Annotated in this window: 23 protein-coding genes; 15 read left to right on the forward strand and 8 right to left on the reverse strand. The window is 70.6% G+C overall.

The features are described 5' to 3' along the window. Positions 1–288 precede the first annotated feature (288 nt). Positions 289–1,935, reverse strand: a complete 1,647-nt coding sequence (locus ATK36_RS20150) for a DNA repair helicase XPB (protein ID WP_098512956.1) — start codon at positions 1,933–1,935, stop codon at positions 289–291. Between the two features lie 79 nt (positions 1,936–2,014). Between ATK36_RS20150 and ATK36_RS20155 the strand changes: the two genes are divergently transcribed. Beyond that, a complete protein-coding gene (locus ATK36_RS20155; RefSeq protein WP_098512957.1) occupies positions 2,015–2,635 on the forward strand; it encodes an LppU/SCO3897 family protein in 621 nt (206 codons plus the stop codon). Here the strand turns inward: ATK36_RS20155 and ATK36_RS20160 are convergent, their stop codons facing one another. Next, positions 2,636–3,601 (reverse strand): ABC transporter substrate-binding protein, encoded by a 966-nt coding sequence (locus ATK36_RS20160; protein ID WP_098512958.1) that lies wholly within the window; start codon positions 3,599–3,601, stop codon positions 2,636–2,638. It lies immediately after the preceding gene. Between the two features lie 195 nt (positions 3,602–3,796). On the opposite strand from ATK36_RS20160, the gene ATK36_RS20165 reads away from it, so the two are divergent. From ATK36_RS20165 to ATK36_RS20185, 5 genes are all read left to right on the forward strand, one after another. Beyond that, the gene (locus ATK36_RS20165; protein ID WP_098512959.1) at positions 3,797–6,616 is read left to right on the forward strand and encodes a sensor histidine kinase; all 2,820 of its coding nucleotides are present in this window, start codon (positions 3,797–3,799) and stop codon (positions 6,614–6,616) included. A gap of 13 nt (positions 6,617–6,629) precedes the next feature. Further along, complete coding sequence (locus ATK36_RS20170) at positions 6,630–7,307, forward strand: copper homeostasis protein CutC (protein ID WP_098512960.1); 678 nt, start codon at positions 6,630–6,632, stop codon at positions 7,305–7,307. Between the two features lie 224 nt (positions 7,308–7,531). Next, positions 7,532–9,118, forward strand: coding sequence for a benzoylformate decarboxylase (mdlC, locus tag ATK36_RS20175; RefSeq protein ID WP_098512961.1), 1,587 nt, complete (start codon positions 7,532–7,534; stop codon positions 9,116–9,118). Between the two features lie 45 nt (positions 9,119–9,163). Then, positions 9,164–10,381 carry an acyl-CoA dehydrogenase family protein gene (locus ATK36_RS20180; RefSeq protein ID WP_098512962.1) on the forward strand — a complete coding sequence of 406 codons (1,218 nt, stop codon included), beginning with the start codon at positions 9,164–9,166 and terminating at the stop codon, positions 10,379–10,381. A 104-nt stretch (positions 10,382–10,485) separates the two neighbouring features. Next, on the forward strand, positions 10,486–11,202 hold the full coding sequence (locus tag ATK36_RS20185; RefSeq protein ID WP_245914921.1) for a hypothetical protein: 717 nt from the start codon (positions 10,486–10,488) through the stop codon (positions 11,200–11,202). Here the strand turns inward: ATK36_RS20185 and ATK36_RS20190 are convergent, their stop codons facing one another. The 4 genes from ATK36_RS20190 to ATK36_RS20205 form a co-directional block, all read right to left on the reverse strand. Further along, entirely contained in the window at positions 11,203–12,003 is an 801-nt protein-coding gene (locus tag ATK36_RS20190) for an ABC transporter ATP-binding protein (RefSeq protein WP_098512963.1), read from the reverse strand. 74 nt (positions 12,004–12,077) lie between these two features. After that, positions 12,078–12,908, reverse strand: a complete 831-nt coding sequence (locus tag ATK36_RS20195) for an ABC transporter permease (protein WP_170070037.1) — start codon at positions 12,906–12,908, stop codon at positions 12,078–12,080. A gap of 2 nt (positions 12,909–12,910) precedes the next feature. After that, complete coding sequence (locus ATK36_RS20200) at positions 12,911–13,678, reverse strand: ABC transporter permease (RefSeq protein ID WP_098512965.1); 768 nt, start codon at positions 13,676–13,678, stop codon at positions 12,911–12,913. 1 nt (position 13,679) lies between these two features. Then, entirely contained in the window at positions 13,680–14,642 is a 963-nt protein-coding gene (locus ATK36_RS20205; protein ID WP_098512966.1) for an ABC transporter substrate-binding protein, read from the reverse strand. Positions 14,643–15,356: 714 nt separating this feature from the next. Between ATK36_RS20205 and ATK36_RS20210 the strand changes: the two genes are divergently transcribed. The 6 genes from ATK36_RS20210 to ATK36_RS20235 all read left to right on the forward strand — a co-directional run bounded on the left by ATK36_RS20210 (position 15,357) and on the right by ATK36_RS20235 (position 21,988). After that, positions 15,357–18,374, forward strand: a complete 3,018-nt coding sequence (locus tag ATK36_RS20210) for a sensor histidine kinase (protein WP_098515033.1) — start codon at positions 15,357–15,359, stop codon at positions 18,372–18,374. Then, positions 18,371–18,847, forward strand: coding sequence for a roadblock/LC7 domain-containing protein (locus ATK36_RS20215; protein WP_386998515.1), 477 nt, complete (start codon positions 18,371–18,373; stop codon positions 18,845–18,847). The genes ATK36_RS20210 and ATK36_RS20215 overlap by 4 nt, the downstream gene beginning before the upstream one ends. 24 nt (positions 18,848–18,871) lie before the next feature. Next, on the forward strand, positions 18,872–19,648 hold the full coding sequence (locus ATK36_RS20220; RefSeq protein ID WP_098512968.1) for a DUF742 domain-containing protein: 777 nt from the start codon (positions 18,872–18,874) through the stop codon (positions 19,646–19,648). After that, entirely contained in the window at positions 19,629–20,234 is a 606-nt protein-coding gene (locus ATK36_RS20225; RefSeq protein ID WP_098512969.1) for a GTP-binding protein, read from the forward strand. The genes ATK36_RS20220 and ATK36_RS20225 overlap by 20 nt, the downstream gene beginning before the upstream one ends. A 390-nt stretch (positions 20,235–20,624) precedes the next feature. After that, on the forward strand, positions 20,625–21,065 hold the full coding sequence (locus ATK36_RS20230) for a roadblock/LC7 domain-containing protein (RefSeq protein WP_098512970.1): 441 nt from the start codon (positions 20,625–20,627) through the stop codon (positions 21,063–21,065). Next, complete coding sequence (locus ATK36_RS20235) at positions 21,062–21,988, forward strand: DUF742 domain-containing protein (protein ID WP_098512971.1); 927 nt, start codon at positions 21,062–21,064, stop codon at positions 21,986–21,988. The genes ATK36_RS20230 and ATK36_RS20235 overlap by 4 nt, the downstream gene beginning before the upstream one ends. 74 nt (positions 21,989–22,062) lie before the next feature. Here ATK36_RS20235 and ATK36_RS20240 read toward each other — a convergent pair whose 3' ends face one another. Then, positions 22,063–22,371, reverse strand: coding sequence for a putative immunity protein (locus ATK36_RS20240; RefSeq protein ID WP_211291911.1), 309 nt, complete (start codon positions 22,369–22,371; stop codon positions 22,063–22,065). Positions 22,372–22,377: 6 nt separating this feature from the next. Next, positions 22,378–24,615, reverse strand: coding sequence for a helicase-associated domain-containing protein (locus ATK36_RS20245; RefSeq protein WP_098512972.1), 2,238 nt, complete (start codon positions 24,613–24,615; stop codon positions 22,378–22,380). A gap of 90 nt (positions 24,616–24,705) precedes the next feature. Here ATK36_RS20245 and ATK36_RS20250 point away from each other — a divergent pair, with 90 nt between their 5' ends. The 3 genes from ATK36_RS20250 to moaC all read left to right on the forward strand — a co-directional run bounded on the left by ATK36_RS20250 (position 24,706) and on the right by moaC (position 26,876). Continuing rightward, positions 24,706–24,891 carry a hypothetical protein gene (locus ATK36_RS20250; protein ID WP_098512973.1) on the forward strand — a complete coding sequence of 62 codons (186 nt, stop codon included), beginning with the start codon at positions 24,706–24,708 and terminating at the stop codon, positions 24,889–24,891. 106 nt (positions 24,892–24,997) lie between these two features. Beyond that, on the forward strand, positions 24,998–26,392 hold the full coding sequence (locus ATK36_RS20255) for an NAD-dependent malic enzyme (RefSeq protein WP_098512974.1): 1,395 nt from the start codon (positions 24,998–25,000) through the stop codon (positions 26,390–26,392). A gap of 10 nt (positions 26,393–26,402) precedes the next feature. Next, positions 26,403–26,876, forward strand: a complete 474-nt coding sequence (moaC, locus tag ATK36_RS20260; protein ID WP_098512975.1) for a cyclic pyranopterin monophosphate synthase MoaC — start codon at positions 26,403–26,405, stop codon at positions 26,874–26,876. Positions 26,877–26,984 lie beyond the last annotated feature (108 nt).

A 26,984-nucleotide genomic window follows, 5' to 3' on the forward strand; every position in this document is an offset into this window, starting at 1 on the left:
GGTCGATCATCCGTTCGAGTGAAGCTGCAAAACCGCAGGTCGATGGGGTTTGTGAGGTGTTTGGGGCCAAAGGGGCGACGAGGGCCGAGGGATTGGGCTGAACGAGTGATGCGGTGGAGGTGCGACGTGCGGCAGAGTGCGATCAAGGAAGGCGACGCGCGGCCGAGTCAAGGCAGCGCAACGACCGTGTGCGGTCCCCCGAAGCCCCACCGGTCGTGCTCTCCATCCGCAAGGGAATCCACAAGGGAGAGGGGACAACGGTGAGCCCTGAGCCATCGCCACAGCCGATCACAGCGGCCGGCGCAGGTCCTCCGCGTCGACGATGTGGTAGGCGTAGCCCTGCTCCGCCAGGAAACGCTGGCGGTGTGCGGCGTACTCGGTGTCCACAGTGTCCCGGGAGACGATCGAGTAGAAGTGCGCCTGCCGGCCGTCTCCCTTGGGGCGCAACAGCCGGCCGAGGCGCTGGGCCTCTTCCTGGCGGGATCCGAACGTGCCGGAGACCTGGATGGCCACCGACGCTTCCGGCAGGTCGATCGAGAAGTTCGCCACCTTCGACACCACCAGGGTGCGCAGTTCGCCACGGCGGAAGCGGTCGAACAGCTCCTCGCGTTCCTTGTTGCGGGTCGCGCCCTGGATCACCGGGGCCGCCAGTTCCGCGCCGAGCATCTCCAGCTGGTCCAGGTAGGCGCCGATGACCAGGGTCGGTTCGTCCGGATGACGGTCCACAATGGACCTGATCACCGGGAGTTTGGTCATCGCGGTGGCCGCCAGCTTGTACCGCTCGTCCGCCTCCGCGGTGGCGTAGGACAGGCGTTCCGATTCGGTCAGGGTGACCCGGACTTCGGTGCACTCGGCGGGCGCGATCCAGCCTTGCGCCTCGATGTCGCGCCACGGCACGTCGTAGCGCTTCGGGCCGATCAGGGAGAACACGTCGCCTTCGCGGCCGTCCTCGCGCACCAGCGTCGCGGTGAGACCGAGGCGGCGGCGGGACTGCAGGTCGGCGGTCATCCGGAACACCGGGGCGGGCAGCAGGTGCACCTCGTCGTACACGACCAGGCCCCAGTCCCGGGTGTCGAACAGTTCGAGGTGCTTGTACTCGCCCTTCTGCTTGCGCGTGACCACCTGGTACGTGGCGATGGTGACCGGCCGGACCTCCTTCTTCTCTCCGGAGTATTCGCCGATCTCGTCCTCGGTCAGCGAAGTCCGCGCCACCAGTTCGCGCTTCCACTGCCGCCCGGCCACGGTGTTGGTCACCAGGATCAGCGTGGTCGCCTTCGCATGTGCCATCGCGGCCGCGCCGACCAGAGTCTTGCCCGCCCCACAAGGAAGCACGACGACGCCCGAGCCACCCGCCCAGAACGCCTCGGCCGCTTTGCGCTGGTAGTCGCGCAGCTCCCAGTCGTTCTCCTCCAGCGCGATCGGGTGCGCCTCGCCGTCCACGTATCCGGCGAAGTCCTCGGCGGGCCAGCCGACCTTCAGCAGCGCCTGCTTGAGCCGTCCGCGTTCGGAAGGGTGCACGACCACGGTGTCCTGGTCGATCCGCGCGCCCAGCATCGGGCTGATCTTCTTGTGCCGGGCGACTTCTTCCAGCACCGCGCGATCGGTGGTGGCCATGACCAGGCCGTGCGCCGGGTGGTTGGCGATCTGCAACCGGCCGAACCGGCCCATCACGTCCACCACGTCGATCAGCAGCGGCTGCGGCACCGGGAACCGCGAGTACGTGGTGAGCGCGTCCACCACCTGCTCGGCATCGTGCCCGGCGGCTCGCGCGTTCCACAGTGCCAGCGGCGTGATCCGGTAGGTGTGCACATGCTCGGGTGCCCGTTCGAGTTCGGCGAACGGGGCGATCGCGATCCGCGCGTCGTCGGCGCGGGCGTGGTCGACTTCGAGTAGCACGGTCTTGTCGGACTGAACGATCAAGGGGCCATCGGTCACCTGTCCTTTATACGTTCCCTGCCGCGCCGCCCCGCGGGGATGCCAAGATGGTCACCAGGTCGAGCCCGGAGGAGCCCCAGTGACCACACCACCGTTCGGCGTGCCGCCGGCTTCGAATCCGTTCGAGCCGCCGCGAACGCCGCCCCCTGCGCCGATCCGGCCGCAGGGGGTGTCCGGCAAGGTGAAGGGCCTCATCGCGGGTGCGGTCGTGCTCGCGGTCGGGCTCGGGGTGCTGGCCGCGTTCGGCGTCGCCGGCATCGTGCGTTCGGCCGGTCCGCCGGTCGCCGGCAGCTGCCTCTACCTCAGCGACGCAGGCGCGGACACGCAGAGCTACCACGGGGCGGACTGCTCGGACAGCCGTGCTTCCTACCGGGTCGACAACGTCGTACGTGGCCGCTCCAGCTGCGAGGGTCAGGACTACGTGCGGTTCGAGATCTACGGTTCCACGCGTACGTTGCGTACGCCGCAGGAGACGTTGTGCCTGGCGCTGAACGTGTCGAATGGCGAGTGTTTGCGCGGAGTCGCCGACGAGACGTCTATCAGCAAGGTCGCGTGCAGTGACGCGAGCGCTGAAGCACGCGCCGAAGTACACGCGGGGCAACAGTCCGATAAGGCCTGTGGCCAAGACGGCACGCCTCTCGTGTACGCCGGTCCGCCCGTGCGCACCGTGTGCCTCAAGCCGGTCGGCAAGAATATTTAGCTACTGCTGGTTCGCTGCGGGCAGCATCGCTTGTACGTCGAGCCGGTTCGGGATCAGGCCGGAGCTGTGCATCAGGTCGGCCACGCGTTGCAGCCGGGTGGCCGACAGCGTGGTCGGGTAGCTGCCGAGGGAGATCAACGCCGCAGTGGTCTGGTCGATGTCGGAGAACGACGGCAGCGCGTCGCGGACCATGGCGGGATCCGCCGCGGCGAGCTGGGCCTGGGTGAGCACCCGACGGAATGCGGCGAGGGTACGCGGGTTGGCCGCGGCGAACGCGCCGGTCGACGCGTAGCCGGACGAGGGGAAGTCGAGCGTGGCCCCGCTCGAACCGTCGACCAGGATCTGCGCGCCCAGCTCCTTCTCCGCCCGGGTGATGAACGGTTCCATCATCACCGCCGCGTCCGCCTGCCCGGCCTGCAACAGCTGCGGCATCTGCGAAAAGGGGCTCGCCTGCAGGCGGATCTTCGCCGGGTCGACGCCTGCGGTCGCGAGCACCGAGCGAGCGGTCAGCGCGCAGATGTCGGTCTGGTTGTCGACCGCGATCCGCGGTGTCTTCTTCGCGGTGGGCTCCGCGTAGTCGGAGCCGGGCAGGGTGACCAGGGCGATCGTGTTGCTGCTGGAGGTGTAGGCCTCGCCCTGCATCTGGAGGGCGGTCCCGCCGGCGGCCGCGTGGAACAGCGAGACGTCGCTGGCGAAGGTCACGTCCACCTCGCCGGCGCTCAGCTTCGCCACACCGTCCGCGGTGCCCAGGTCGACCAGTTCGACGTTCAGGCCGGCTTGCCGGAACTTCCCGGCCACCGCCGCGATCCGCAACGGCGCGGTGTCGATCGGATCGGCCACCCCCACGCGCAGTGTCGCCCGTTCGGGAGCGGTTGGTCGCGGACTGTCACCGGAGTCGAACATTCCGCAACCTGCGCTCGCCAGAAGTACCGCTACCAGCGCAAACGCCGGGCCGATCAGCTTCATATCTCGCACCTGCCAGGAGAATCTCTGCCTGCTGCTGGATCGTATGGGCCGCTGCCCATACGATCCCCGACAGGGCCGCACCCCCGCCAGGGTGGTTTCCCGATCCGTGCCGGGACCCTACTCTCCAGTAGTTCGAGCTCGGAAACCCTCGATGACGTCCGTGGGTAGGGGTCCCGCGGTGAAAAGGAAGCACAGGTGACCCGTCGCGACCAGCGTCCCCGATCGGGCGACGCGACGGATCCTGCTTTCCGCGAGGTCCGCGGCCAGTGGCGCTTGCGCAACTGGCATCTGCGCACCAAGCTCTTCGCGGTCCTGCTGATCCCGGCGCTGGCTGTGGTGCTGCTGGTCGGCCAGCGGATCGACGGCGATCTGAGCGACGCGCAGCAGCTGGCCGAGTTCGCCGCGCGCAGCCGGGTGGACGCCACCGTCGCCGAAGCCGTGCACCAGCTGCAGCGCGAACGCGATGTCACGGTGCGTTTCGTGGCCGCCGACCGCAAGGGCGCCACCACCGGGCTCTCCACCCAGCGCAACCGGGTGGATCAGTCGATCGGCGCATTCGAGCAGGCCTTCGCCGACAGCCGCTCCCGGCTCGACGTCACCGCGGTGGCCAGCCTGCGGCAGAGCGAGGACCGGCTGCGCGTGCTGGGCGGCCTCCGCTATTCCTCCGAGCACTCCGCCTTCCCGGCCGACGCCGTGCTCCGGTCCTACAGCGAGCTGATCTCCGGTCTGCTCGACATCAGCGACACCGCGGCGGCGGACGTTTCGAACGGGGCGCTGGCCCGGCTGCGGCTGGCCGGCAACGCGCTGGCCCGGATCAAGGACCAGATGTCGGTGAAGCGGGCGGTGCTGGCCGAGGCGATCACCCAGGGCACGCTCAACCGCGACCGCACCCGTTCGTTGCTGGGCGCCGAGGCCGAACTGGCCGCCGCCCGCAACGACTACCGCACCTTCGCCACCGCCGACCAGCAGCGGATGTACGACGACACGGTGCTCGGCCTCGTCGTGGACATCGGCAACGACATGGTCGAATCGGCGCTGATCCGCGCGGAGAACAACCAGCCGCTGGCCGGGCTTGACGCGGACCGGTGGGACACCGCGGCGACCTACACGGTCAATCTGGCCCACCAGGTGCAGCAGGCGTTGCTCGTTCAGCTGCAGGAGCAGACCGACACGCTCGCCGCCCGCGCCCGCACGTCGACGATCTGGGACGGCGGCATCGTGCTGGCCGTGCTGCTGGTCGCCGGGGTGCTTTCGGTGATCATCGGCCGGTCGCTGCTGCGGCCGTTGCGCGTGCTGCGGCGCACCGCGCTGGAGGTGGCCGACCACCGGCTGCCCGAAGCCGTGCAGCGGCTGCTCACCGAACCCGATCCGGGGCCGGAGAACCTCCGCCACCGCGCGGCGGTCGCGCCGGTGCCGGTGTTCACCAGGGAAGAGGTGGGTCAGGTCGCGCGCGCGTTCGACGCGGTGCACGGCGAGGCGGTGCGGCTGGCCGCGGAACAGGCGATGCTGCGCGAGAACGTCAACGCGATGTTCGTGAACCTCTCGCAGCGCAGCCAGGATCTGGTGGAGCGGCAGCTGGCGGTGCTCGACCGGATGGAGGCGGGCGAGCAGGACCCGGAGACCCTGGGCGGGCTGTTCGAGCTGGACCACCTGGCCACCCGGATGCGGCGCAACAGCGAGAACCTGCTCGTGCTCTCCGGTACCGATCTCGAACGCGAGGACTCCGGACCGGTGGTCGCGGACGAGATCATCGGCGCGGCAGTGTCCGAAGTGGAGGATTACCAGCGGATCGAACTCGGCCCGGCGCCTGCCCTGGCGGTGCGCGGGGCGGCCGTCAACGACCTCGTGCACGTGGTGTCCGAACTGCTGGAGAACGCCACGCGCTACTCCGGTGCCACGACCGCGGTCACCGTGCACAGCGAGTGGGCCGGGCAAGGCGACTGGCGGATCGAGATCACCGACCGTGGCGCCGGAATGCCGCAGGCGGAGATCGACCGGACCAACGCGCGGCTGGCCGAGCCACCGGAGGTGGACGTCGAGGTTTCCCGGCGGATGGGCCTGTACGTGGTGGCGACCCTGGCCGTGCGGCACGACATTCGTGTTTCGCTGCGGCCGGGTGAGAAGTCCGGACTGACCGCGACCGTGGTGGTGCCTGCGGCGCTGATCGTCGAAGCCCCGCCGCTGCCACCCGCCGAGGAGCCGGCGGCCCCACCGGAGACGGAGTCGCTCGCCCCGCTCGTCCCGGACGAGCCCGAGGAACCCGGCCCGCTGCTGACCCCGGTACTGGAGCCCGGCCCGCCGCGGCGGGCGCCGGTGGTGGAGAGCCCGTCGTCGTGGCCAGAGCCCGGGAAAGAGGCTTCGCACCTCGAAATCGACGCACCGACCGACCGGATGCCCGCCTATCGTGACGTGCTCTCGCGCTGGTTCGGCCTTGCTGAGGCGGCGGAAGAGCCCGCGGTGCCGGAAGAGCCGCGGCCAGCGGAGCCGGCGCTTGAGCCGGACGCGGTGTTCGAGGCGTTCCGCGATCCCGGTCCGCCGGTCGAGTCCGTGGCGATGCCGGTCGAGCCGGAGGCCACGCCGGTCGCGTCCGCCGCGGTGCCGGTCGAGCCTGCGGCGCCGGTCCGGCCGGAGGCCGCGCCGGTCGAGCCGGTGCACGAGACCGCGCCGGTCGAGCCGGAGTCGGTACCCGCTGCGGAGCCGTTGCCCGTGACGAATTCCGACCCGGAGCCCGAGCCCGCGAACGTGGCGTTCCCCACGGTCGACCCGGACGCCGCGGCCGAGTCCGCCGAGCCGTCCCGGTGGCCGACGCCGGAAGAGCTGGCGCAGGCGAACCGGGCCGAGGAGACCTGGCCGTTCCTCCGGCCGGCCGGCGCGGTGGACCCCGGGCAGGTGCCCGAGCAGCGGCCGATACTCTCGCTTTCTCCCGAAGCGGTACGCGAACGGATGACGAGCCTGCAAGGCGGATTCCGGCGTGGCAGGCACGCCAGGGGGGACGACCGCCGACCCTCGGATTGAACGGGAAAGACCGATGAGCTCGACTGCTCCCCTACTGGAAGTGATCGCGCTGAGCGCCGAGGACGCGGAGCGCGCACAGGAGGGCGGCGCGGACCGGCTGGAACTGGTGGCCGACATGGCCGCCGACGGGCTGACCCCGTCCGGCGAGACCGTGCGCGCGGTGCTCGCCGCCACCGATCTGCCGGTACGGGTGATGGCGCGAGCGGAGAACTCGTTCGCCGCCGGTGCGTTCGACCGGCTGCGGGCCGGGGTCGCCGAGCTGATCGACGCGGGTGCGCAGGAGTTCGTTTTCGGCTTTCTCACTGAAGAGTCCGAAGTGGACGTCGACGCCTGCCGGTCGTTGCTAGCGGAGATCGACGGACGGCCGTGGACCTTCCACCGCGCCATCGACCGGGCGCGGGACCCGCTCGCCGCGTGCGACGTGCTGGCCGGACTCGGCTGTGACACGGTGCTGGCCGCCGGCAGCCCGCACGGGGTCGGCAGCGGTCTTTCGGTGCTGCAGCGGCTGGTTCGCCGCACGACCGGTCCGGAGCTGCTGGTCGGCGGCGGGCTGCGGGCGCAGCAGGTGCATCTGTTGCGGGCCGGTGGCGTGCGCGGATTCCACGTGGGCAGCGCGGTGCGCCGGGGTGGCTGGGACGCGCCGGTCGACCCGGCCGCTGTGCGCGCATGGGCCGAGCTGGTCAAGGGCTGAACCCAGGCTGTCGGCAAAGTCGGTGAGGGGCTCTGCGCAGCCGCGGAGGTCTGTGAAGGGGCCCTTCACGGACTCTGAGTCTGTGAAGGGCCCCTTCACCGGCTGGGGTTCGTTCAAGGGCTCCGGGCTCTCCGGCCTGATCGGTACCCGAGGGCACTTTTCCCGGCGCCGGGGAAAGTGCTCTCGTTCGTGTTCGCGGCCGCCCGCAGGGATAGCGTTGGGGCATGACTCGCACCGTCCGGGACGCCACTCGCGAACTGCTGCGTAACCTCGGTCTCACCACGGTGTTCGGCAACCCGGGCACCACCGAGATCGCGTTCCTCACCGACTGGCCCGACGACTTCGCCTACGTGCTCGGACTGCAGGAGTCGGCCGTGGTCGCGATGGCCGACGGGTACGCGCAGGCGACCCGTAGACCGGTGCTGGTGAACCTGCATTCCGCAGGTGGGGTGGGGCATTCGCTCGGCCACGTGTTCACCGCCTACCGCAACCGGACCCCGTTGATCGTGCTGGCCGGTCAGCAGACCCGTTCGCTGCTGCCGGACGAGCCCTTCCTCGGCGCGGTGGAGGCGGCGAACTTCCCGCGGCCGTACGTGAAGTGGAGCGTGGAACCGGCGCGCGCACAGGACGTGCCCGCCGCCATCGCGCGTGCCTACCACGTGGCCACGCAGGCGCCGCAGGGTCCGGTGTTCGTTTCCGTTCCGGTGGACGACTGGGACGCCGAAGCGACCATGCCGTTGCCGGGCGGGCATCGAGTGCCCGGATTCGCACCCGATCCGGCTGCGCTGGACGGGCTGGTGACTGCGTTGGACGGGGCGCGGCGGCCGGTGCTGGTGGTCGGCGCGAGCGTCGACCAGGACGGCGCGGTGCCGGACGTCGTGGCGCTGGCGGAGAAGCTCAACGCCGGGGTGTGGGCGGCCCCGATGTCCGCGCGGTGCTCGTTCCCGGAGGACCACCGGCTGTTCCTCGGTTTCCTGCAGCCGGAACGGAAAGCCGTCGCGGCCGCGCTGGGGGAGCACGACCTGGTGCTGGTGCTCGGCGCGCCCGCGTTCACCTACCACGTCCACCGTGGCGAGCCGGAACGCCCGCTACCCGCGCTGTACCTGGTCAGCGACGACGATCAGGTGCTCGCGAGGGCGAACGCCGGGGTCGGGATCCGCTCGACGCCGGGGCACGCCATCCGGGCGCTGACCGAGCGGGTCGCGGCAGGCGAGCGGTCCGCGCCCGCCCGTCCCGCGCCCGCGGCCAAACCCGCCGGGACCACCCCGATCGCGCCGGGCTTCGCGTACTCGGTGCTGGCGGAACTGTTGCCGGACAACGCGATCGTGGTCGAAGAGACGCCGAGCCATCGCAATCAGCTGCACGATCAGCTGCCGATCACCGCGACCGACACCGGATTCCTCACCGTCGCGAGCGGCACCCTCGGCTACGGCCTGCCCGCGGCGGTCGGCGCCGCGCTGGGCCGTCCGGACCGCAAGGTGGTCGCCGTACTCGGCGACGGGTCCGGCATGTACTGCGTGCAGGCGCTCTGGACCGCTGCGCGGCAGCACGTGCCGGTCACCTTCATGGTGCTGGACAACCGGCAGTACGCCGCGGTCCGCATTCTCGGCGAGACGGCGGGCGGGCGGAAGGTGCCGGGCACCGATCTCGGCGGCATCGACTTCGCCCAGCTGGCACAGAGCATGGGCTGCGCGGCACAGACCGTCGAGCAGGCCGCCGACTTGCGCCCGGCGCTGGCCGCCGCGCTCGCTTCGGACGCGCCGAGCCTGGTGCACGTGAAGGTGGATCCGAATCCGGAGACGTTGTACTGATCATCTCGCATTGACCCGATCGGAGGGGGCTGCTGAGATGACAGCGTGCAGCCACTCCTCACCTCCGGACAGCAGGAATGGGTCGACCGCGCGGGCGAGCTGGCCGAGATCTTCGCCGGTCGTGCCGCGCGGCACGACCGGGAGAACACCTTCCCGCACGAGAATTACGACGACCTGCGCGCGGCCGGTTTCCTGCGCCTGTCGGTGCCCGAGGAGCTGGGCGGGTTCGGTGCGGGCCTGCCGGAGATCCTGCCGGTGCTGGAACGGCTGGCGATGGGTGACGGCGCGACCGCGCTGGCGTTCACCATGCACCTGTCCCCGCTCGGGCAGTGGTCGAACATCTGGCGCCGGACGAAGTCGCCGCGGCTGGAGGCGATGCTGCGCAAGGCGGTCGACGGCGAGCTGATCTGGGCGTCGATCACCAGCGAAACGGGGCTGCCCAACGACCTGACCGACGCGCGGACCCGCGCGGTCCGGGTCGACGGCGGGTTCGAGCTGACCGGGCGCAAGAGCTTCGCCACCAACTCCTCGGTTGCCACGCACTGCTCCACGACCGCGCGTCACGAGGACGCCGACGGCGGTCCGCGGCTGCTGCTCTGCCAGATCGCGCTCGACCAGCCCGGCGTGACGATCCACCGCACCTGGGACACCATGGGCATGCGCGGTACCCAGAGCAACGACGTCGAGCTGGACAAGGTGTTCGTCGAGGACGCCGCGGTGGTGCACTCGCTGCCGGTACAGCATCTCGACGCGCGGGTGCTGGAAACCGTGTGGGCGTGGGCGATGCCGGCGTTCTCGGCCGTCTACACGGGAGTCGCCGCGGGAGCGCTGGACTGGACGGTGCGTTCCCTGGCCAAGCGCGGCAAGACGGCGGACCCGGTGCTGCAGGACGTGATCGGAGCGTGCCAGATCCAGCTGGAAAGCTCCCGCGCCCTGATCCACCGGCACGCCGACGAGGTGACCAGCCGCCGCTTGTTCACCGGCGACGTGCAGGAAGGCGTGGCCCGCTGCGCAATGGTGAAGTACGTCGCGGCGAACAACGCGGTCGAGGTGATGCAGCGCCTGGTCGAGGTCCTGGGCGGCATGTCCTACACCAAGGCGCTGCCCTTCGAGCGCATGTGGCGCGACATCCAGGCGAGCACGTTCATGCCGATGGGGAACCTGGCGACCCGCAAGCTGGTCGGCGCAACCGTGCTCGGCGTGCGTACCCGTCCGGAGATCGGGCCGGAGGAGACCGGGCCGGAGTCGCGCGCTCGGGAGTGAGCCGGGTTACCTCGGATGGGTGACCCGCTGCCGAACGGCTGATCATCGCGGACCTCCCGGATTACCGTGGCCGATCCGGCCACGGTGTTCAGGGGAGGGACCACATGGCGAAGCAGGAGTTTCGGCAAGGACCGAATGGCCCGTATCCGATAACGCCCAGGAAAGGCGGCGGGGCGAAGCTTTTCGTGGGCGCGGTCGCCGTGGTCGCGGTCGTCGGCGTGGGCAGCGCGGCCGGGCTCGGCGGCGCTGGGATCGAAGCCGGGACGGTCGCGGAAGCGTTACCCGGCAACGTTTCTGGTGACGTCGTGGACTCACTGCCCGGACGCAGCCTGAAAACCCGCACCTCGGAGGCCCGCAAGTCCGCGGAGCGCGGGCGCAAGCGCGAGACTTTCGGCCGGTTCAAGCTCAAACAGCTGAAGCATGCGGTACGGCACGAGGCCGAATGCCTTGCCGCCGCCACCGGCCGGGTGCGGGATTACCTGGCTCGGCACCGGTGTACGGCACTGGACCGCGCTCTCTACGCAATCGGTGACGGTCATGGCAACGCGGCCGCGATCTCCGTCGTGCGGGTGGGTTTTCCGAAGAAAAGCGACGCCACCGGGTGCGAAAAGGTGGAGGAGGTGCAGGGGAGTGGCGACCTCAGGCCGCTGGGTGCCGCCGCGCTCGGTTTGGCCGGTTTCTCCTTCTCCGGGCACCATTACGACTCCCGCATCGACAAGCGGACGCTCGTCGTTGCCGAAGCCGAGACGGTCGCCGGGCACCTCGACGCCGGTACGCTCGATGCGCTGGCCGAGGTCTCGGTGTGGTTTCCCCGGCTCTGATCAGCCCTTCGCCTGCTGCACGGGGGCCGTGCTGGCCGGGCCGTGCAGCAGCCGGGCCACTTCACCGCGCAGTGAAACGAACTCCGGTGATTCCCGGGTGGTGATCTGGTCGCGCTGCGCGGGCAGATCGACCGCGAGGTCCGCGACGATGTGTGCCGGGGACTTCGACAGCACCAGCACACGGTCGCCGAGGTACACGCTCTCGTCGATGTCGTGGGTGACCAGCAGAACCGTCGTACCCTGTTCCGCCTGCACGCGGCGGAGCAGGTCTTCGAGGTCGAATCGGGTCTGGGCGTCCACCGAGGCGAACGGTTCGTCCATCAGCAGCAGCGCCGGGCGGCTCGCCAGCGCGCGGGCGATGGACACCCGCTGCTGCATCCCGCCGGACAGCTGCCACGGGAACTTGCCCTCGACCCCGGACAGGCCGACCGCCGCGAGCGCTTCGCGGGCCTGCGCGCGCCGGGTCTGCTTGTCGATTTTGGTCCAGCGTAACGGAAATTCGACATTCTTGACCACCGAGAGCCACGGGAACAGCGAACGGCTGTAGTCCTGGAACACCACGGCGAGGTCGTCGGGCACCCCGGTCACCAGGTCGCCGTGCAGCCGCACCGTGCCCGAGGTCGGCGGGAGCAGGCCGGCGATCGCCCGCAGCAGCGTGGATTTGCCGCAGCCGGACGGGCCGACGATGCAGGCGAGCTGCCCGGCGTCCACGGAGAACGTCAGCTCGTCCACCGCCACGTGCGCGGTATCCCCGGTGCCGTAGCGATGGCTGACCCCGGAGACCTCAAGCACAGTCGACATTCGCCGCCCTTCCTAAAACGACATGAAGTCCGTGAAGGGGCCCTTCACAGACTCAGAGTCCGTGAAGGGCCCCTTCACGGCGTCCCCCGGGTGGGCTGCCACCCGAGCACCCGCCGTTCGACGGCGAGCAGGGCGGCGTTGAACCCGTATCCGAGGATGCCCAGCAGCACGATCCACGCCCACATCTGGTCGTAGTCGAAGGACCGCTGGGCGGCCAGCAGCGCGTAGCCGATGCCGTCGACCGCACCGACCAGCTCCGAGATGGCCATCAGGATCAGCGCGATGGACAGTGACAGCCGCAGCCCGGCGAAGATCTTCGGCAGTGCCGCGGGCAGCACCACCAGCCCGATCCAGTATCGCCGCGGCGTGCGGAACGCGCGCGCGGTCTCCGCCTTCACCCTGTCCACCGAGCGCACACCGTCCACTGTGTTCAGCAGCACCGGCCACAGTGCACCGAAGATGATGGTGGCGATCTGCATGCCCGGCCCGATGTGGAACAACACGATGAACACCGGCACCAGCGCGGGCGGCGGAATGGCCCGGAAGAACGCGAACAGCGGGCCGACGTAGTCCATCCCGGTGCGCGAACGGCCGAGTGCGGTCCCGAGCGCGACGCCGGCCACGACCGACAGCAGCCAGCCGCCGAGCACACGGGCGAGGCTGGGCAGGATGTGCTGGAACACCGCGTCGCCGAGGAACAGCTGCGTGCCCGGCCCGGAGAACCACAGCTTCGCCGCGGCCGCTGCGATCTTGGTGGGTGGCGGGAAGAACACGCTGTCGTTGAGCTGCGTCACCAGCTCCCACAGCAGCACCAGCACCACGAACAACAGCCATTTGCGCGCGAATCCGCCGAGCCCGCTGCGCACCCGGCCCCGCACGCCCGCGGCGGCCGGTTTGCCCAGCACGCTCACGCGGTGGCTCCTTCGTCGGTGCTGTTCCAGCGGAACAGCCTGCGCCCCAGCCGTTCCAGCCCCTCGTTGACCAGGAAGCCGAGCACCCCGGCGACCACGGTGCCGGCCAGCACCAGGTCCATCCGGTTGCTCGACGAACTCGCCTCCAGCACGAACTGCCCGATGCCGAGCTTCGCGCCGGCCAGGAATTCCGTGCTGATCACCAGGATCAGCGCGATCGCGGAGGCCATCCGGATCCCGGTGAACACGAACGGCGCGGCGTGCGGCAGCAGCACCGAGCCGAGGATCCGTGACCGCGGGGTGCCGTAACTGCGAGCGGTCTCCACCAGCAGCGGGTCGACCTCGGCCATCGCGTAGATGGTGTTGAACAGGATCGGCCACACCGAGGCGTAGACGGCCAGGGAGATCTTCGCCTCCGGGCCGCCGCCGATGACGATCAGCACCAGCGGGATCAGCGCCACCGAAGGGATCGGCCGCAGGAACTCGACGATCGCCCTGGTCGCCTCACGCAGCCGGCGCACGCTGCCCAGCATCAGCCCGGCCGGTACCGCGAGGACGATCGAAATCGCCATCGCGATCAGCCAGGCCAGTACCGAGGCCACCACGTCGCGGGTGAACCCGGTGTCCCCGAGCAGCTCCCCGATCCGCGCGAACACCACGGTGGGCGGCGGCAGATCGGTCCGCGCGACCCAGCCGAAGCGCACGATGGCTTCCCAGATCAGCAGGAAACCGAGCACTCCGGTCAGATTGCGGACGACTCGCACGTCAGGATGCGCTCGCCTGCGGGACGATCATCGTGGCCACGTCGATCTTCGCCGGGATCGACTGGAACTGCTGCAGCAGATCCGGTACCCGCTGCAGCCGCCGAGCATCCAATGTGGACTGGAAGGTGAGCAGCTTGGTCAGCGCGGCGATGTCCTGGTCCACCTTGGAGAACTTGACCAGCAGTGGCTCGATCTTCGAGCGGTCCGCGGATTCCTTGGTGGCCTTGAGCATCGCGCGCTGGAAGGCGGCCACGGTCTTCTGGCTGCCGGAGGCGAACTTGCCCAGCGAGGCGTAGCCGGCGGTGGGGAAGTCCTTGGTACCGCCGGTCGCGGCGTCGATGATCTCCACCGTGCCGTCGTCCTTGGCGGACTGGGTGATGAACGGCTCGGTGAGGAAGCCCGCGTCCACGTCGCCGCGCTTGACCGCCGCGCCGATCTGCGGGAATCCGATCGGCACCCACTTCACCCCGGAGTAGTCCACGCCGTTGTCGCGCATCACGGACTTGGTCAGGGTGTCGCAGATGGTGTCGGTCGCGGTGATCGCGATCTTCTTGCCCGCCAGGTCGTGCACGCTTTTCACCGGGCCGTTCGGCAGCGCGACCACCTCGGTGCTCTTCGGACCCGCGGAAGAGGCGTCGGCGACGAACTTGATGTCGGCGTTGCTCTTGCTCTTGGCGATGAAGAACGGGGTGTAGCTGCCGTAGGCGATGTCGACCTCGCCGGCGAGCAGCTTCTGCAGCGAAGCCCCGCCGCTGGCCGCGTTCACCGCCTCGACTTCGAGGCCCTCCTGCTGGAAGTAACCGTTCTGCACCGCGAGGTGGAACGGGGCCACGTCGATCGTCGGCATGATGGAGACCTTGATCTTCGGCTTCTCCAGCCCGGAGCCACCGCCGGTGCCGCCCGAGTCCTCCGACCCGCCGAGCAGGCCGCAGCCGCTCGCGGTCAGTGCAACGCCGCTTGCCATGGCGAGGGACAGGAACCCGCGCCTGCCATAGCTGCGCTGGTTGCCCGCGGCTGCTTCAAACAAGGTCGCTCCCAATACGGATGCAGTCACGTCTGCCGAGGACGTGCGGATGGCGGAATGTGACTTATCGTCCGGAGTCACGCGGCTACTGTAGAGAAGCAACCCGGCTATCACAATGGGTGTTCAGCGTCGGTTCGGGGGTGGCAATCATCACTCGATCAGGTGCATCGTTGATCAACATCCGGGCGCCACGCGGACAAGCTGTTGATGCCTGAATAACTTGATCCGCTGCCCGGGTGTACCCAGCGCGACATCTGGAGGGTTACAAACCGGCCAAGCGTTCGCTACCCTCTGCTCCTGCAGAGTGCGGTGCGGCCCACCGATGTAGCGAGGAAAAGCCCTGGTCGAACAGGGTGCTCCAGACAAGCCGGCGAGCAGTTCGCGGTGCACGGGTGGCCTCGGCCGAAACGGACAGACCGACCACGTGCGGGGACCGAACGTCATGCCAGAGCCGAACCGATCCCGCGCCCAGGGCGGTGGGAAATCACACCTGGAAGTCGATCGTTTCACCCGAAAGGGTGTAATGATCCGGTCAGTGGCCCGGGGCGCCAGCGGCGCGGGCCTGCTGCCGGAGGCGTGCGGGTAGTGGCCGCGGGCACGGCAGGTTTCGAAGCACAGGGTCCCGTGGACCCGGACGACGATGGTGGTGCGGCGGTGCCGAATGAAGACACCACGGGGGTGGGAGGGGCCCCTGCGCGCGAGCGCGCATCGCGCGGTGACAGCTCCTTCTTCGCACTGGGCAACTGGCGGCTTCGGTCGAAGCTCGCGCTCATCCTGATCATCCCGACCCTCACCGCGCTGGTGCTCGGTGTGCTGCGCGTGGTCGACGACGTACGGCAGGCCACGCAGCTGAGCCGGACCGCGGATCAGGTGGCCTTCGCGCAGAAGGTCACCTCCGTGGTGCACGACTTGGAAGGCGAGCGGGCGCTGGCGGTGGCCCGGATCTCCTCCCGCGACGCCCTGCGCCAGGCCGGGCTGGACGCGCAGGTGGCCAAGGTCGACCGCGGCGTGGACGACCTGCGCGACGCCGCCGTGCAGCTCAACGCCGACGACCCGGCGACCAGCGACCGCTACGCACGCGGCCTGCAGCGGCTGGACGCGCTGCGCCCGCTGCGCGCGGCGATCGGCTCCTCCTCCTATTCGGACCTGGCCGCGCTGGACACCTATTCCTCCATTCTCGACTCGCTGGTGCAGCTCGGCCGCGAGGTGACCACCGCGACCAGCGACCGTGGCCTGCTCCGGCTGGGCACCAGCACGCAGTCGATCAGCGAGGCCAAGGAGTCCATCCTCCGCGGGGACAGCGCGCTGCTGGTGGCCGCGTTCCGCGACGCCTTCCCGGGCAGCCTGCTCGACGAGACCCGCGCCGCGGAGGCCAGCGGGGACGCCTCGATCTCGGTGTTCCTGGCCAACGCCACCGACGACCAGGTCCGGCTCTACAACGACACCTACTCCGGCCCGGAGGTCGACGACCGGCGCCGGGTCGAGGCGACCGCGTTCTCCACCGCGCAGGCCAACCAGGGCCACTCGCTCAACATCGACCCCACCCGGCTGAGCCAGGACTCCACGATCGCCGCGGACAAGCTGCGCGCGGTGGAGAGCAGCCTGCTCAACCAGCTGCGCAGCCAGGCCGACAGCCTGGCCGGCTCGGCCGTGCAGTCCGCGTGGATCGGTGGCGCGATCGTGCTCGCGGCGCTGATCGCGGCACTGGTGCTGATGCTCGCGATCGCCCGGCTGATGCTGCGCCCGCTGCGCGTACTGCGGACCACCGCGCTGGACGTGGCCTACACCCGGCTGCCGGAGACCGTGCAGTCGATTTTGGACGATCCGGATCCGGTCAACGCCTCGAAGAAGGCGGTCGACCCGGTCCCGGTCACCTCTCGCGACGAGATCGGGGAAGTGGCGCGCTCGTTCGACGTGGTGCACGAGCAGGCCGTGAAGATGGCCGCGGAACAGGCGCTGCTGCGCGAGAACGTCAACGGCATCTTCGTGAACCTCTCCCGGCGTTCGCAGCGGCTGGTGGAACGCCAGCTCGGCGTGATCGACCGGCTGGAGGCCGACGAGCAGGATCCGGACCATCTCGCCAGCCTGTTCGAGCTGGACCACCTGGCCACCCGGTTGCGCCGCAACGGTGAATCACTGCTGGTGCTCTCCGGCGCCGGGCTCGCGAAGTCGGTGCCGAAGCCGATACCCGCGGCGGACGTCATCGGCGCCGCGGTGTCCGAGATCGAGCAGTACGCGCGGATCGAGGTCGGCGTGGTACCCGAGGTCGCGGTGCAGGGCCTGGCCATCCACGACCTCGTGCACGTGCTCGCCGAGCTGCTGGACAACGCGACCTACTTCTCCGAGCCGGAGACGAAGGTCACAGTGCGCGCGGTGGTCACGCGCAAGAAGGCGCTCGCCATCCAGGTCACCGACCACGGCGTCGGCATGGGCGAGGACCGGCTCGCGGAGCTGAACACCCGGCTGGCCGACCCGCCGGACCTGGACGTGTCGGTGACCCGGCGGATGGGCCTGTACGTGGTCGCCCGGCTGGCCCAGCGGCACGGCATCGAGGTGCGGCTGCGGGAGAACGAGGACATCGAGGGCGGTGTGGTCGCCCGCGTCGTGGTGCCCGCCGGCCTGCTCACCGACGTACGCGTCCCGGTGCCCGTCGCGCCGCGGCACACCCCGCCCCCGCCGAACCGCAACGAGATTTCGCACCCGAGCTTCCCGCCGGTCAACCGGGCGCCGGAAGCGGCACCGGAGGAGCCGCCGTCGGTGCCGGTCGAGTCCAACGGCGGGCTGGTCCCGCTGGATCAACCGATCAGTCTCGACGATCTGGTCGCGGGCAACCGGGCGGCCGGTCCGTTCCTGAGCCCGGAGGTGCCGGCCGAACAGGTACCCGCCTGGCCGACCGCGGACGACCTCGCCCCGCTCACCCGTGAGTCCAATGGGGACGGTGCCAGCCTTTCCGAGACCCAGTTCGCACCGCTGGTACTGCCGAAGCGCGAGCCGAAACACGTGGTGCCGGAAGAACCCGCGGCCGAGGCGCCCGAGGAAGAGGACGGCCCGTCCGCGCTCGAAGACGACGTGCCCACCCGGCGGCTTCCGATTTATCAGTCGGTGCTTTCGCGCTGGTTCAGCGAGGGCAGCGACGAGGCCGAGCCCGGTGCGTTGCCGGGTGTCGACGCGGCGGAACCGTTGCCGGCCCCCGCGGCCGCGCGGCACCAGGCACCCGAACCGGTGCAGGCAGCCGAGGACGAGCCGGCCGAAGCGACGCCGCTCTACCCCGGCCCGGAAGACGACTCGGCCGGTGAAGACTGGCACAGCGTCTCCGACGAGGGCTGGCAGGCGGCACAGTCGTTGCTCGAGTCCAAGAACGAAGAGGTGACCTCGGCCGGGTTGCCCAAGCGCGTACCGAACGCATATCTGGTCCCCGGTTCGATATCCGGCGCGCAGAAGCCGGCCGAAGCGCAGAACTCGTTCACCGACCAGACCGCCGGGCTGCCCGGAAAGGGTGCTATCACCCGCTCGGCGACAGCGGCCCGCAGCCGGATGGCAAGCTTCCAGCGTGGATACACCTCCGGAAGGCACGCGCTGAAGGATCGGCCGACGGAGGCCCGGCTCGACGACGAGGCGCGCGTGACCGGAGCCGGCTACGTGAGCGACAGCGGCAGTGAGGAGCAACAGTGACACGGGCGGGTGCAGTGCAGCCGGGAGGCGGGCCGGTGCAGCCGAACGGCAGAAGTGCCGGCGGCGCGACGGGCAGCTTCGCGTGGCTGATCACGGACTTCGTGCACCGGGTTCCCGGTGCCGCGCACGCAGTGGTCGTTTCGGCCGACGGTCTGCTTCTCGCGGCTTCGCGCGGGTTGCCGAAGGATCGCGCGGACCAGCTCGCGGCGGTCGCCTCCGGGCTGACCAGCCTCGCGCGGGGCGCGGCGAAGGTGTTCGAAGGCGGCCCGGTCGCGCAGACCGTGGTCGAGATGGCCAACGGTTTCCTCTTCCTGATGTCGGTGTCCGACGGTTCCTGCCTGGCCGTGCTGGGTTCGCCGGAAAGCGACATCGGCCTGGTGGTGTACGAGATGACGTTGCTCGTCGAACGGGTCGGGCAGCAGCTGACCCCGGAGATGCGCGCGCAACTGCAGGGCGCTGCGGTCCGCCGCTAGGCGGGCCGGGATCAGGAGTGAGCCGTGGACGACGGGCGCTTGCGGGGCGATGGCCGGCTCGGGGACGACTCCACCGGCGGGTGGGGCGAGCGGGACCGGGGACGGGAGGACTGGAAGTCCTTCCGCGAACGGGTCGACCGTGAGTGGCGGGCCCGGCACGCCCGGCTCGACGAACCGGAGCCCGGACCCGGCCCGGAGCCGGCCCGGCCGCCCGACCGGCTGACCGACTCCAACGCCGGGCAGCAGCCGGGCATCACCGCCGTGCCCGGCTACCGCGACCGGCTGCTCGGCGGCCCCGGCTCGGAGCTGTTCGGCGGCGCCAGCGGCCCGCTCTACGACTCGGCCGAGTTCGCCGCGTTCAGCACGGCGCGGGACGGTTCGCCGGGCCCGTCCTCGAACGAACTCGCCGCGGCGTTGCCCGCGCAGGCCGCGAGCGAGCCGCCGGTCGCCGAGGTGGAGACCTCCGGGCTGGTCCGGCCCTACTTCCGCACCCGCGGGCGGACCAAGCCGACCTACGATCTCGCGGTCGAGGCATTGGTCTCGACCAGTGAGCAGGGCCGGCTGCTGGACCGGGTCCGGGTGCCCGAGCACCGGTCGATCTGCGATCTGTGCCTGGACACCCGGTCGGTGGCCGAGGTCGCCGCGCTGCTGCGGCTGCCGCTGGGCGTGGTGCGGGTGCTGATCGGAGATGTGGCGGGGCTCGGCCTGGTGCTGGTGCACACCAGCACCAGCACGAGCGCGGGCGACCGCCCCAGTATCGAGTTCATGGAAAGGGTGCTCAGTGGGCTTCGGAGAATTTGACTCCGACCCGAACACACCGCAGGCAGGTCCGACCTCGTCGGCCAAGATCGTGGTCGCGGGTGGGTTCGGTTCGGGAAAGACGACTTTGGTCGGGGCGATCTCCGAGATCGATCCGCTGACCACCGAGGCCTTGATGACCGAGGCGAGTGTCGGGTACGACGACATCACGGCCACGCCCCAGAAGACGACCACCACGGTCGCGATGGACTTCGGCCGGCTCTCGCTCGACTCGGACCTGGTGCTGTACGTGTTCGGCACACCGGGCCAGCACCGGTTCTGGTTCATGTGGGACGACCTCGCGGTCGGCGCGATCGGCGCGGTGGTGCTGGTGGACACCCGGCGGCTGGCCGACGCGTTCCCGTCGATCGACTTCTTCGAGAACCGGAAGCTGCCCTACGTGGTGGCGATCAACTGTTTCGACCGCCTGCTGCACCACCAGATCGAGGACGTGCGGCACGCGCTGACGATCTCACCGTCGGTGCCGATCATGGCCTGCGACGCGCGCGAGCGGGACTCGGCCAAGCAGGTGCTGATCTCGGTCGTCCAGCACGCGATCGCGCACGACACGGCACTGCAGGCGGGCTGAGCCCGGTCCAGGTGCGATGCCGCCGTTGGAGTGAACTCCGCGCGCTTCACCCTCTTCGGGGAGCGGTGCATCCGTCTGGAGCAGGGAGCACTCCTCTCGGTTGTCCGGGCCGGTGCCGATCGTCCCCCGATCGGCTTGCCACCACGGCGGTGACCAGCTCGGATACGCTTTCCTCGGAGTTCGTCACCGGCCCTACCGAGTGACCCGCGAATGCGTGGTCGCGCATGCGTCGATGCGACGTCGGCACGGAAGTACGCGTACCGTGCCCCGTCGCACGCTCGACACGGCCGAGGAGGTGAATACGCTGGAATGGCGTCTTCACGGCGGCCGGGCGAGCAGGACCGCCCGGTGCCGGGCGGGTGTCCCAGCGTTCGACAGCTTGGAGGGCCAGTGACCTATTCCGGGACCGATTCCGGCGCACCGGCGGAGCAGGGCACGTTCGGCTGGCTGGTTTCCGATTTCGTGCGCCGGGTCCCGGGCGCCGCGCATGCGGTGCTGGTGTCCGCGGACGGCCTGCTGCTCGCCCCGTCCGAGGGGCTGCCGCAGGAGCGGGCCGAACAGCTGTCCGCGGTCGCCTCCGGGCTGATCAGCCTCACCCTGGGTGCGGCCCGCTGCTTCGAGGCGGGCGGGGTCAACCAGACCGTGGTCGAGATGGAGGGCGGGTACCTGTTCCTGATGTCGGTGTCCGACGGTTCGTCGCTGGCCGTGCTGGCCGCGCCCTCGTGCGACATCGGGACGGTGGCCTACGAGATGACCCTGCTCGTGGAGCGGGTCGGCCAGCAGATCAGCCCCGAGCTGCGGGCTCAGCTGCAGGGCGGGGTGCGTGGGTGAGGATCTCGGGTTTCGGCGAGCAGGACACGGGCGCCTGGGAGGCGCTGCACCGCGGTGACGACCGCACGGAGTTCGACTCACCCAGCCGCTTCGAGCTGAGCACGTTGAAGATGCGGCTGCCGGCTCGCCCGAACCCCGTCCGTCCCGCGCCACCGCCACCGCCACCGTTGCCACCGCCGCCGGTGCAGCGGGAGGAGCCCGTCCGGTACGACGACGGTTACCGGGAGCCGCCCGCGCCTGGGGGCGACGGACGAGCTTTCGCGCCCGGCTACTGGCCGGAGGAGCCCCCACGCGGGCAGCACGCGGCCCCCGAACCACCCCCGTCCGGCCGCCGGCACCGGGTCGAGGAGCCGCCGGACCCCTACTCGTTCGACGAATACGCCGACCGGGGCTCGCCGGGCGCACACGACCGGACGGTGCCGGAGGAGTCCGCATACCGGTACCCGGAGGAGGCCCCTCGCAGCAGGCACGCGCTGCCCCCTCCGCCGCAGGAGCAGTCGGGCGCCTCCGCGCTGGACCAGTTCTGGTCCGCGGAAGGGGAGGGCGTCGACGAAGCCGCTCCCACGGACCGATCGGCCGCCAAGCCGAAGTCGCGGGTACGCCCGTACGCCCGCACTCGCGGCCGGACGCACTCGGACTACAACCTCGCGCTCGAAGCATTGGTCTCGACCAGCGACAGCGGCCGCCGCTACCGCGGGGTGCGCTCCATCGAGCACCGGCGGATCTGCGATCTGTGCCTGGACACCCGCTCGGTCGCGGAAATCGCCGCGCACCTGAACCTGCCGCTCGGCGTGGTGAAGGTGCTGGTGGGGGACATGGCCGACATCGGCCTGGTGCTGCTGCACCAGACCGACCTGGTACTGGGCGACCGGTCCTCACGTGAGTTCATGGAGCGGGTGCTGCAGGGTTTGCGGAGCCTGTAACCCGGGCGCCCGGCCATCCCGTTCCAGGGCTGTGAAGGGGCCCTTCACGGACTCTGAGTCCGTGAAGGGCCCCTTCACGGCTTTCCCTCCCGGCGAGCGCCCGCGAAGCGGGCCGCCCCGGCGAGCGGCCGGGCCGCGCCCATCGCATGTCCGCCCAGCGCCCGCGCCCGCATCATCGGCAGTTCGCCGCCGGCCCAGGCGCGGGCGGCGGCGATGGCTTCCCGGGGGCGCGGATCGCCGGGCTGTTCGCGTTCGAAGCAATCCAGGACGTGCTCCGCGCACACCGCCGCCCACTCGGCGAGCAGCCGGTGATCCTCGTCGGTCAGCGAGCCGCCGCGGCGGATGGTCACCATGCGGGGGTCGCGCACCTTCGGCAGGATCATCGTCGGCTAGTCCTCCACCAGTGCGGCAGAAGTGATGCGGTGCAACGGATATCGCTCGTGATCCGCCCCCTCCAGCACCCCGCCGCCCACGCGCAGGGGGCGTACGACGCGCTGGCTCGCCGTGCCGCGGGAGTCGACGAAGCCGATCCACACCTCACGGTGTTCCAGCGTCGCGCGGGACAGCAGCTCCAGCGTTGCCGTGGTGTCCGCGCCGCCGCCTCGGGGCGGTTGGACCGCGGAGCCACGCCGCCGTGCCGCCGCTTGGTCTCCGGCGCGGAGGTTGGACACGATGCGGGCAGCCTGTTCGTCGGTCAGCACCGCCTGTTCGCCCGGCCGCGCCCGCACTGCCCGCGGGCGGCCGGGCACCCGGCGGCCGCTCGGGCGCAGGTCGACCACCCGGCCGTCCGGTCCCTCGGCGGCCGGGGCGAAACCCGCGCCCCGCAACGCTTCCAGCACTTCGCCGAGCGGGGCGGTGCTGATCAGCACGGTCGGCGCGATCAGCCGCAGGTCGTACCCGGTGGCGACCGGGTGCGCCAGCACCTCGGCGAGCAGCGCCTCGTCATCGCAGCGCAGGAACGATCCGGCCGCGCCGCCGCGGAGCCTGCCGTGACGGCGGGCCACGTCGTCGATCAGGTAGGTGAGGCCCTGCGGCACCGGCGTCGCCGATTTGGCGCGGAACATCGTGTGCAGCTCGTCCGCGGTACGGCCGGTGTCCAGCGCCCGGCGCACGGTGTTCTCGGTGACCCGGTAGACCGTGGCGTGCCCGGCCGATTCGACATCGGCGACCGCGGCCATGTCGGCGGCCAGCTCCGGTTCGAGCGGACCCGGCGCGACCACGGTCAGATCCGCCTGCACGAGCACGTGGTCCACCGGGTCCGGCAACGCGTCGTGCATGGCTTCGACAGCGCCGACACGGTCGTCGGCCAGTAGTAGCCGGGTGCCGGTGGTCAGTGCGCCGAGGCCGATCAGCCCGAGCGCGGTCGCCTCGGCCATCGTCCACCGCACGGTCTCGTCGCGCAGCCGCCCACCGCGCCGCGGCGCCCGCCAGGCCAGCGTGCGCACCAGCTCGTCGACGCTCTGCACGCCCGCCCCGCCGGGCAGCGCGGCCAGCGCGGTGAGCACCCGCCGACGCCCGACCGGCGCGAGTGGCCGCCGCAGGTCTTCGGACAACGGCGCGACCGGCTTGTCCTTCGCGTCTCGTCCGCCGGCGAGGCCGGGCAGCCGCGGCAATTCCAGCCACGCCTGGGCGAGCGTCATCCAGCGCTGCACCGAAGGGGACGCGAGCCAGCTGTCGGTGAGCGTGGTCGGCACCCACTCCGGTGCGGTGTTCTCGCTGTCGGCGACCAGACCGGCGCCGACGACCAGCTCGGCCAGCAGCGTCGCGCGTGTCTCGTCCACCTCCAGGTCCTTCGCCAGCTTCTTCAGCTCGCGCACGCCGAGCCCACCCGACTTCAGCACCGGCGGCGGCTGCTGCGACCACCCTCGCAGCAGGGATTCCACCTGCCGCAACAGTTCCATCGCCTCGCCGGCCGCGGTTTCGTCCACAGTGTCCGTCTGATGTGGATGGACGGGCAGCGCTGGCTCGGTCAGTGCGGCCGCCTCGAACGCGACCCCTCCCCGCAGCAGCAGGCCCAGCTCGCGGGGCAGCTCCACGGTCTGATCGTCGCGGCGCAGCAGCAGCCCGCGGGCGAGCAGCTTCTGCACCGGGGTCTCCGCGTCGGACAGCGCCAGGTCGAGCCCCGCGTCGCGGGTGCGCCCGATCGGCGGGCCGGCGGCGAGCGCGGTGAGCACCGCCCGTTCGTCCGCACCGACCTCGGCCAGCCGGGCCTCGGCGTCGGTGGCCAGCGCGGGTGCCGGGGCGCCCAGCCCGGCCGGGAACGGGCCGAGCGTGTCCCTGGCCGCGGGCGGCACGCGGAGGGCGTCGTCCCCGCCCCATGCGAGGATCCGCGCGCGAAGTCGGCAGAGCGCGTCCGTGACGTCCCGGCCGACCAGCGCGGTCACCTCGCCGATCGGTACGGCTGCCGTGTCGGCACCGGCGAGCAGCAGCGCGTCGAGCACCGCGAGCGTGAACGTGTCGAGGTCTTCGCAGGCCCGCGCGACCGACCCCGGCGTGCCGGCGCGGGTGGCGAGCACGGTGGTGTCGGACGGGGGTGGCGTGGACAGATCGCGCCGCGTGCGCAACAGCTCGGCGAGTGCCTCGTCGGGCTCCGCACGCAACCAGTCCGCCAGGGAGGTCGCGGGCATAGAGGCCCAGGATACCGGGCGGGTGCGCGGGCGCAGGCGGTGTTCGGGCAGACTGTGTACCAGTAGTCGGACGAGGGCCTGGAGGAAACAGTGGCCAACGGTGCGCAGCGCAAGAGCGGCAAGGGCGTCGACCCGACCTGGCCGGGGGAACCGGGCGAGCACCCGGTCACCGAGCTCTCCTCCGACCGGCAGGGCGCGCTGTCGCCCTTCGGCGACCTGACCTTCCCGCTGGACACGGTGCCCTACGTGCACCCGGAGACCAAGATCAACCGCTGACCTCGCGGACGTTACCGGCCAGTCACCCGGTTGGCCTCGGGTGGCGGCGATCACGGGACTAAATTCGGCACTGTCCTACCTGAACACACCAGCGGGGAGAAGTGCCATGCCGGTTCCCGGTCCCGGGTATTCCATCACCGTCCGGGTCGAGGCCCCGGCGTCGTCCAGCGCCGCCGGTGACCTCACCACCGCCGTCGGCCGGGTGGGCGGGGTGCTCACGGCGTTCGACGTGGTCGAGTCGCACGCCGACACCATCGTGATCGACATCAGTGCCAACGCGTTGTCGGAGAATCACGCGCAGGACATCACCCAGGCGCTCGACTCGCTGCCGGGCGTGCGCGTGCGGAAGGTCTCCGACCGGACCTTCCTGATCCACCTCGGCGGCAAGATCGAGGTCAGCCCCAAGGTCGCGCTCCGCAACCGGGACGACCTCTCCCGTGCCTACACCCCGGGCGTGGCCCGGGTGTGCCAGGCGATCGCGGCGAATCCCGAGGACGCGCGCCGGCTGACCATCAAGCGCAACACCGTCGCGGTGCTCACCGACGGCTCCGCCGTGCTCGGCCTCGGCAACATCGGCCCGGCCGCCGCGCTGCCGGTGATGGAGGGCAAGGCGGCGCTGTTCAAGAAGTTCGCCGACGTCGACGCGTGGCCGGTGTGCCTGGACACTCAGGACACCGAGGAGATCATCATGATCGCCAAGGCGCTCGCCCCGGTGTACGCCGGGATCAACCTGGAGGACATCGCCGCGCCGCGGTGCTTCGAGATCGAGAAGCGGCTGCGTGAGCAGCTGGACATCCCGGTGTTCCACGACGACCAGCACGGCACCGCGATCGTGGTGGTGGCCGCGCTGCGCAACGCACTGCGCGTGGTCGGCAAGAACATGGCGGACTGCAAGATCGTGGTCAGCGGGGTCGGCGCGGCCGGGTCCGCGATCATCCGGCTGCTGCTGCGCCGCGACCCGGGTGACATCGTCGCCGCGGACATCGACGGCATCGTGCATCCGGACCGCGGCAACCTGGACGAGAACCTCACCTGGATCGCGGAGCACACGAACCGGCACAAGCAGTCCGGCACGCTGCACGAGGCGCTCGTCGGCGCGGACGTGTTCATCGGCGTGTCCGCGCCGAACCTGTTCGGCGCCGAGCAGGTGGCCACGATGAACCCCGGCGCGGTGGTCTTCGCACTGGCCAACCCGGACCCGGAGGTCGACCCGCTGGAGGCGCAGAAGCACGCCGCGGTGGTGGCCACCGGGCGCAGCGACTTCCCGAACCAGATCAACAACGTGCTGGCCTTCCCCGGGGTGTTCCGCGGCCTGCTCGACGCCGCCGCGAACAACATCGACGACACCATGCTGCTGGCCGCCGCGGACGCGATCGCGAACGTGGTGGACAACGGCAAGCTCAACGCGTCGTTCATCGTGCCCAGTGTGTTCGACAACGCGGTCGCCCCGGCGGTCGCGGAAGCGGTGCGTAACGCGGTGCGGGCGGAGAAAGCACACTAACCTTTGCGGAGTGAGCGAATTCAGCCACGTCGACGAGACCGGGGCCGCCCGGATGGTCGACGTCTCGGGTAAGACCGCGACCGCGCGCACGGCGTTGGCCGGCGGCACGGTGCACACCACTGCGGAAGTGGTGGACCTGCTGTCGGCCGACGGCCTGCCGAAGGGCGACGCGCTGGCGACCGCGCGGATCGCCGGGATCATGGCGGCCAAGCGAGTGCCGGAGCTGATCCCGTTGTGCCACCAGATCGCGCTTTCCGGGGTCACCGTGGAATTCGAGCTGGCCGGTGCGGCGGTGCATATTTCCGCGACGGCCAGGACAACCGATGTCACCGGCGTCGAAATGGAGGCGTTGACCGCGGTCGCCGTCGCCGGGCTCACCCTGCACGACATGATCAAGGCCGTCGATCCGGCGGCGACCCTCGACGCGGTGCGGCTGATCCGCAAGGACGGTGGCAAGACCGGCACCTGGGAACGGCCGAAATGAGCCCCGCTTTCTCCCGCGGAGGCGGCATGAACGCTGCCGACGTACGCTTTTCCGCGGAGGCGGCGGTAAACCCCGCCGACGTGCTTTTTCCCGCGGAGGCGGCGATAA

It is taken from the genome of Amycolatopsis sulphurea (assembly GCF_002564045.1).
GTDB classification, from domain to species: Bacteria; Actinomycetota; Actinomycetes; order Mycobacteriales; family Pseudonocardiaceae; genus Amycolatopsis; species Amycolatopsis sulphurea.

Coding starts and splice junctions, on each gene's coding strand:
- ATK36_RS20190 (WP_098512963.1), bottom strand. CDS start 12,003: ATGTCGACTGTGCTTGAGGTCTCCGGGGTCAGCCATCGCTACGGCACC.
- ATK36_RS20160 (WP_098512958.1), bottom strand. CDS start 3,601: ATGAAGCTGATCGGCCCGGCGTTTGCGCTGGTAGCGGTACTTCTGGCG.
- ATK36_RS20240 (WP_211291911.1), bottom strand. CDS start 22,371: ATGATCCTGCCGAAGGTGCGCGACCCCCGCATGGTGACCATCCGCCGC.
- ATK36_RS20255 (WP_098512974.1), top strand. CDS start 24,998: ATGCCGGTTCCCGGTCCCGGGTATTCCATCACCGTCCGGGTCGAGGCC.
- ATK36_RS20185 (WP_245914921.1), top strand. CDS start 10,486: ATGGCGAAGCAGGAGTTTCGGCAAGGACCGAATGGCCCGTATCCGATA.
- ATK36_RS20170 (WP_098512960.1), top strand. CDS start 6,630: ATGAGCTCGACTGCTCCCCTACTGGAAGTGATCGCGCTGAGCGCCGAG.
- ATK36_RS20205 (WP_098512966.1), bottom strand. CDS start 14,642: ATGGCAAGCGGCGTTGCACTGACCGCGAGCGGCTGCGGCCTGCTCGGC.
- mdlC (WP_098512961.1), top strand. CDS start 7,532: ATGACTCGCACCGTCCGGGACGCCACTCGCGAACTGCTGCGTAACCTC.
- ATK36_RS20245 (WP_098512972.1), bottom strand. CDS start 24,615: ATGCCCGCGACCTCCCTGGCGGACTGGTTGCGTGCGGAGCCCGACGAG.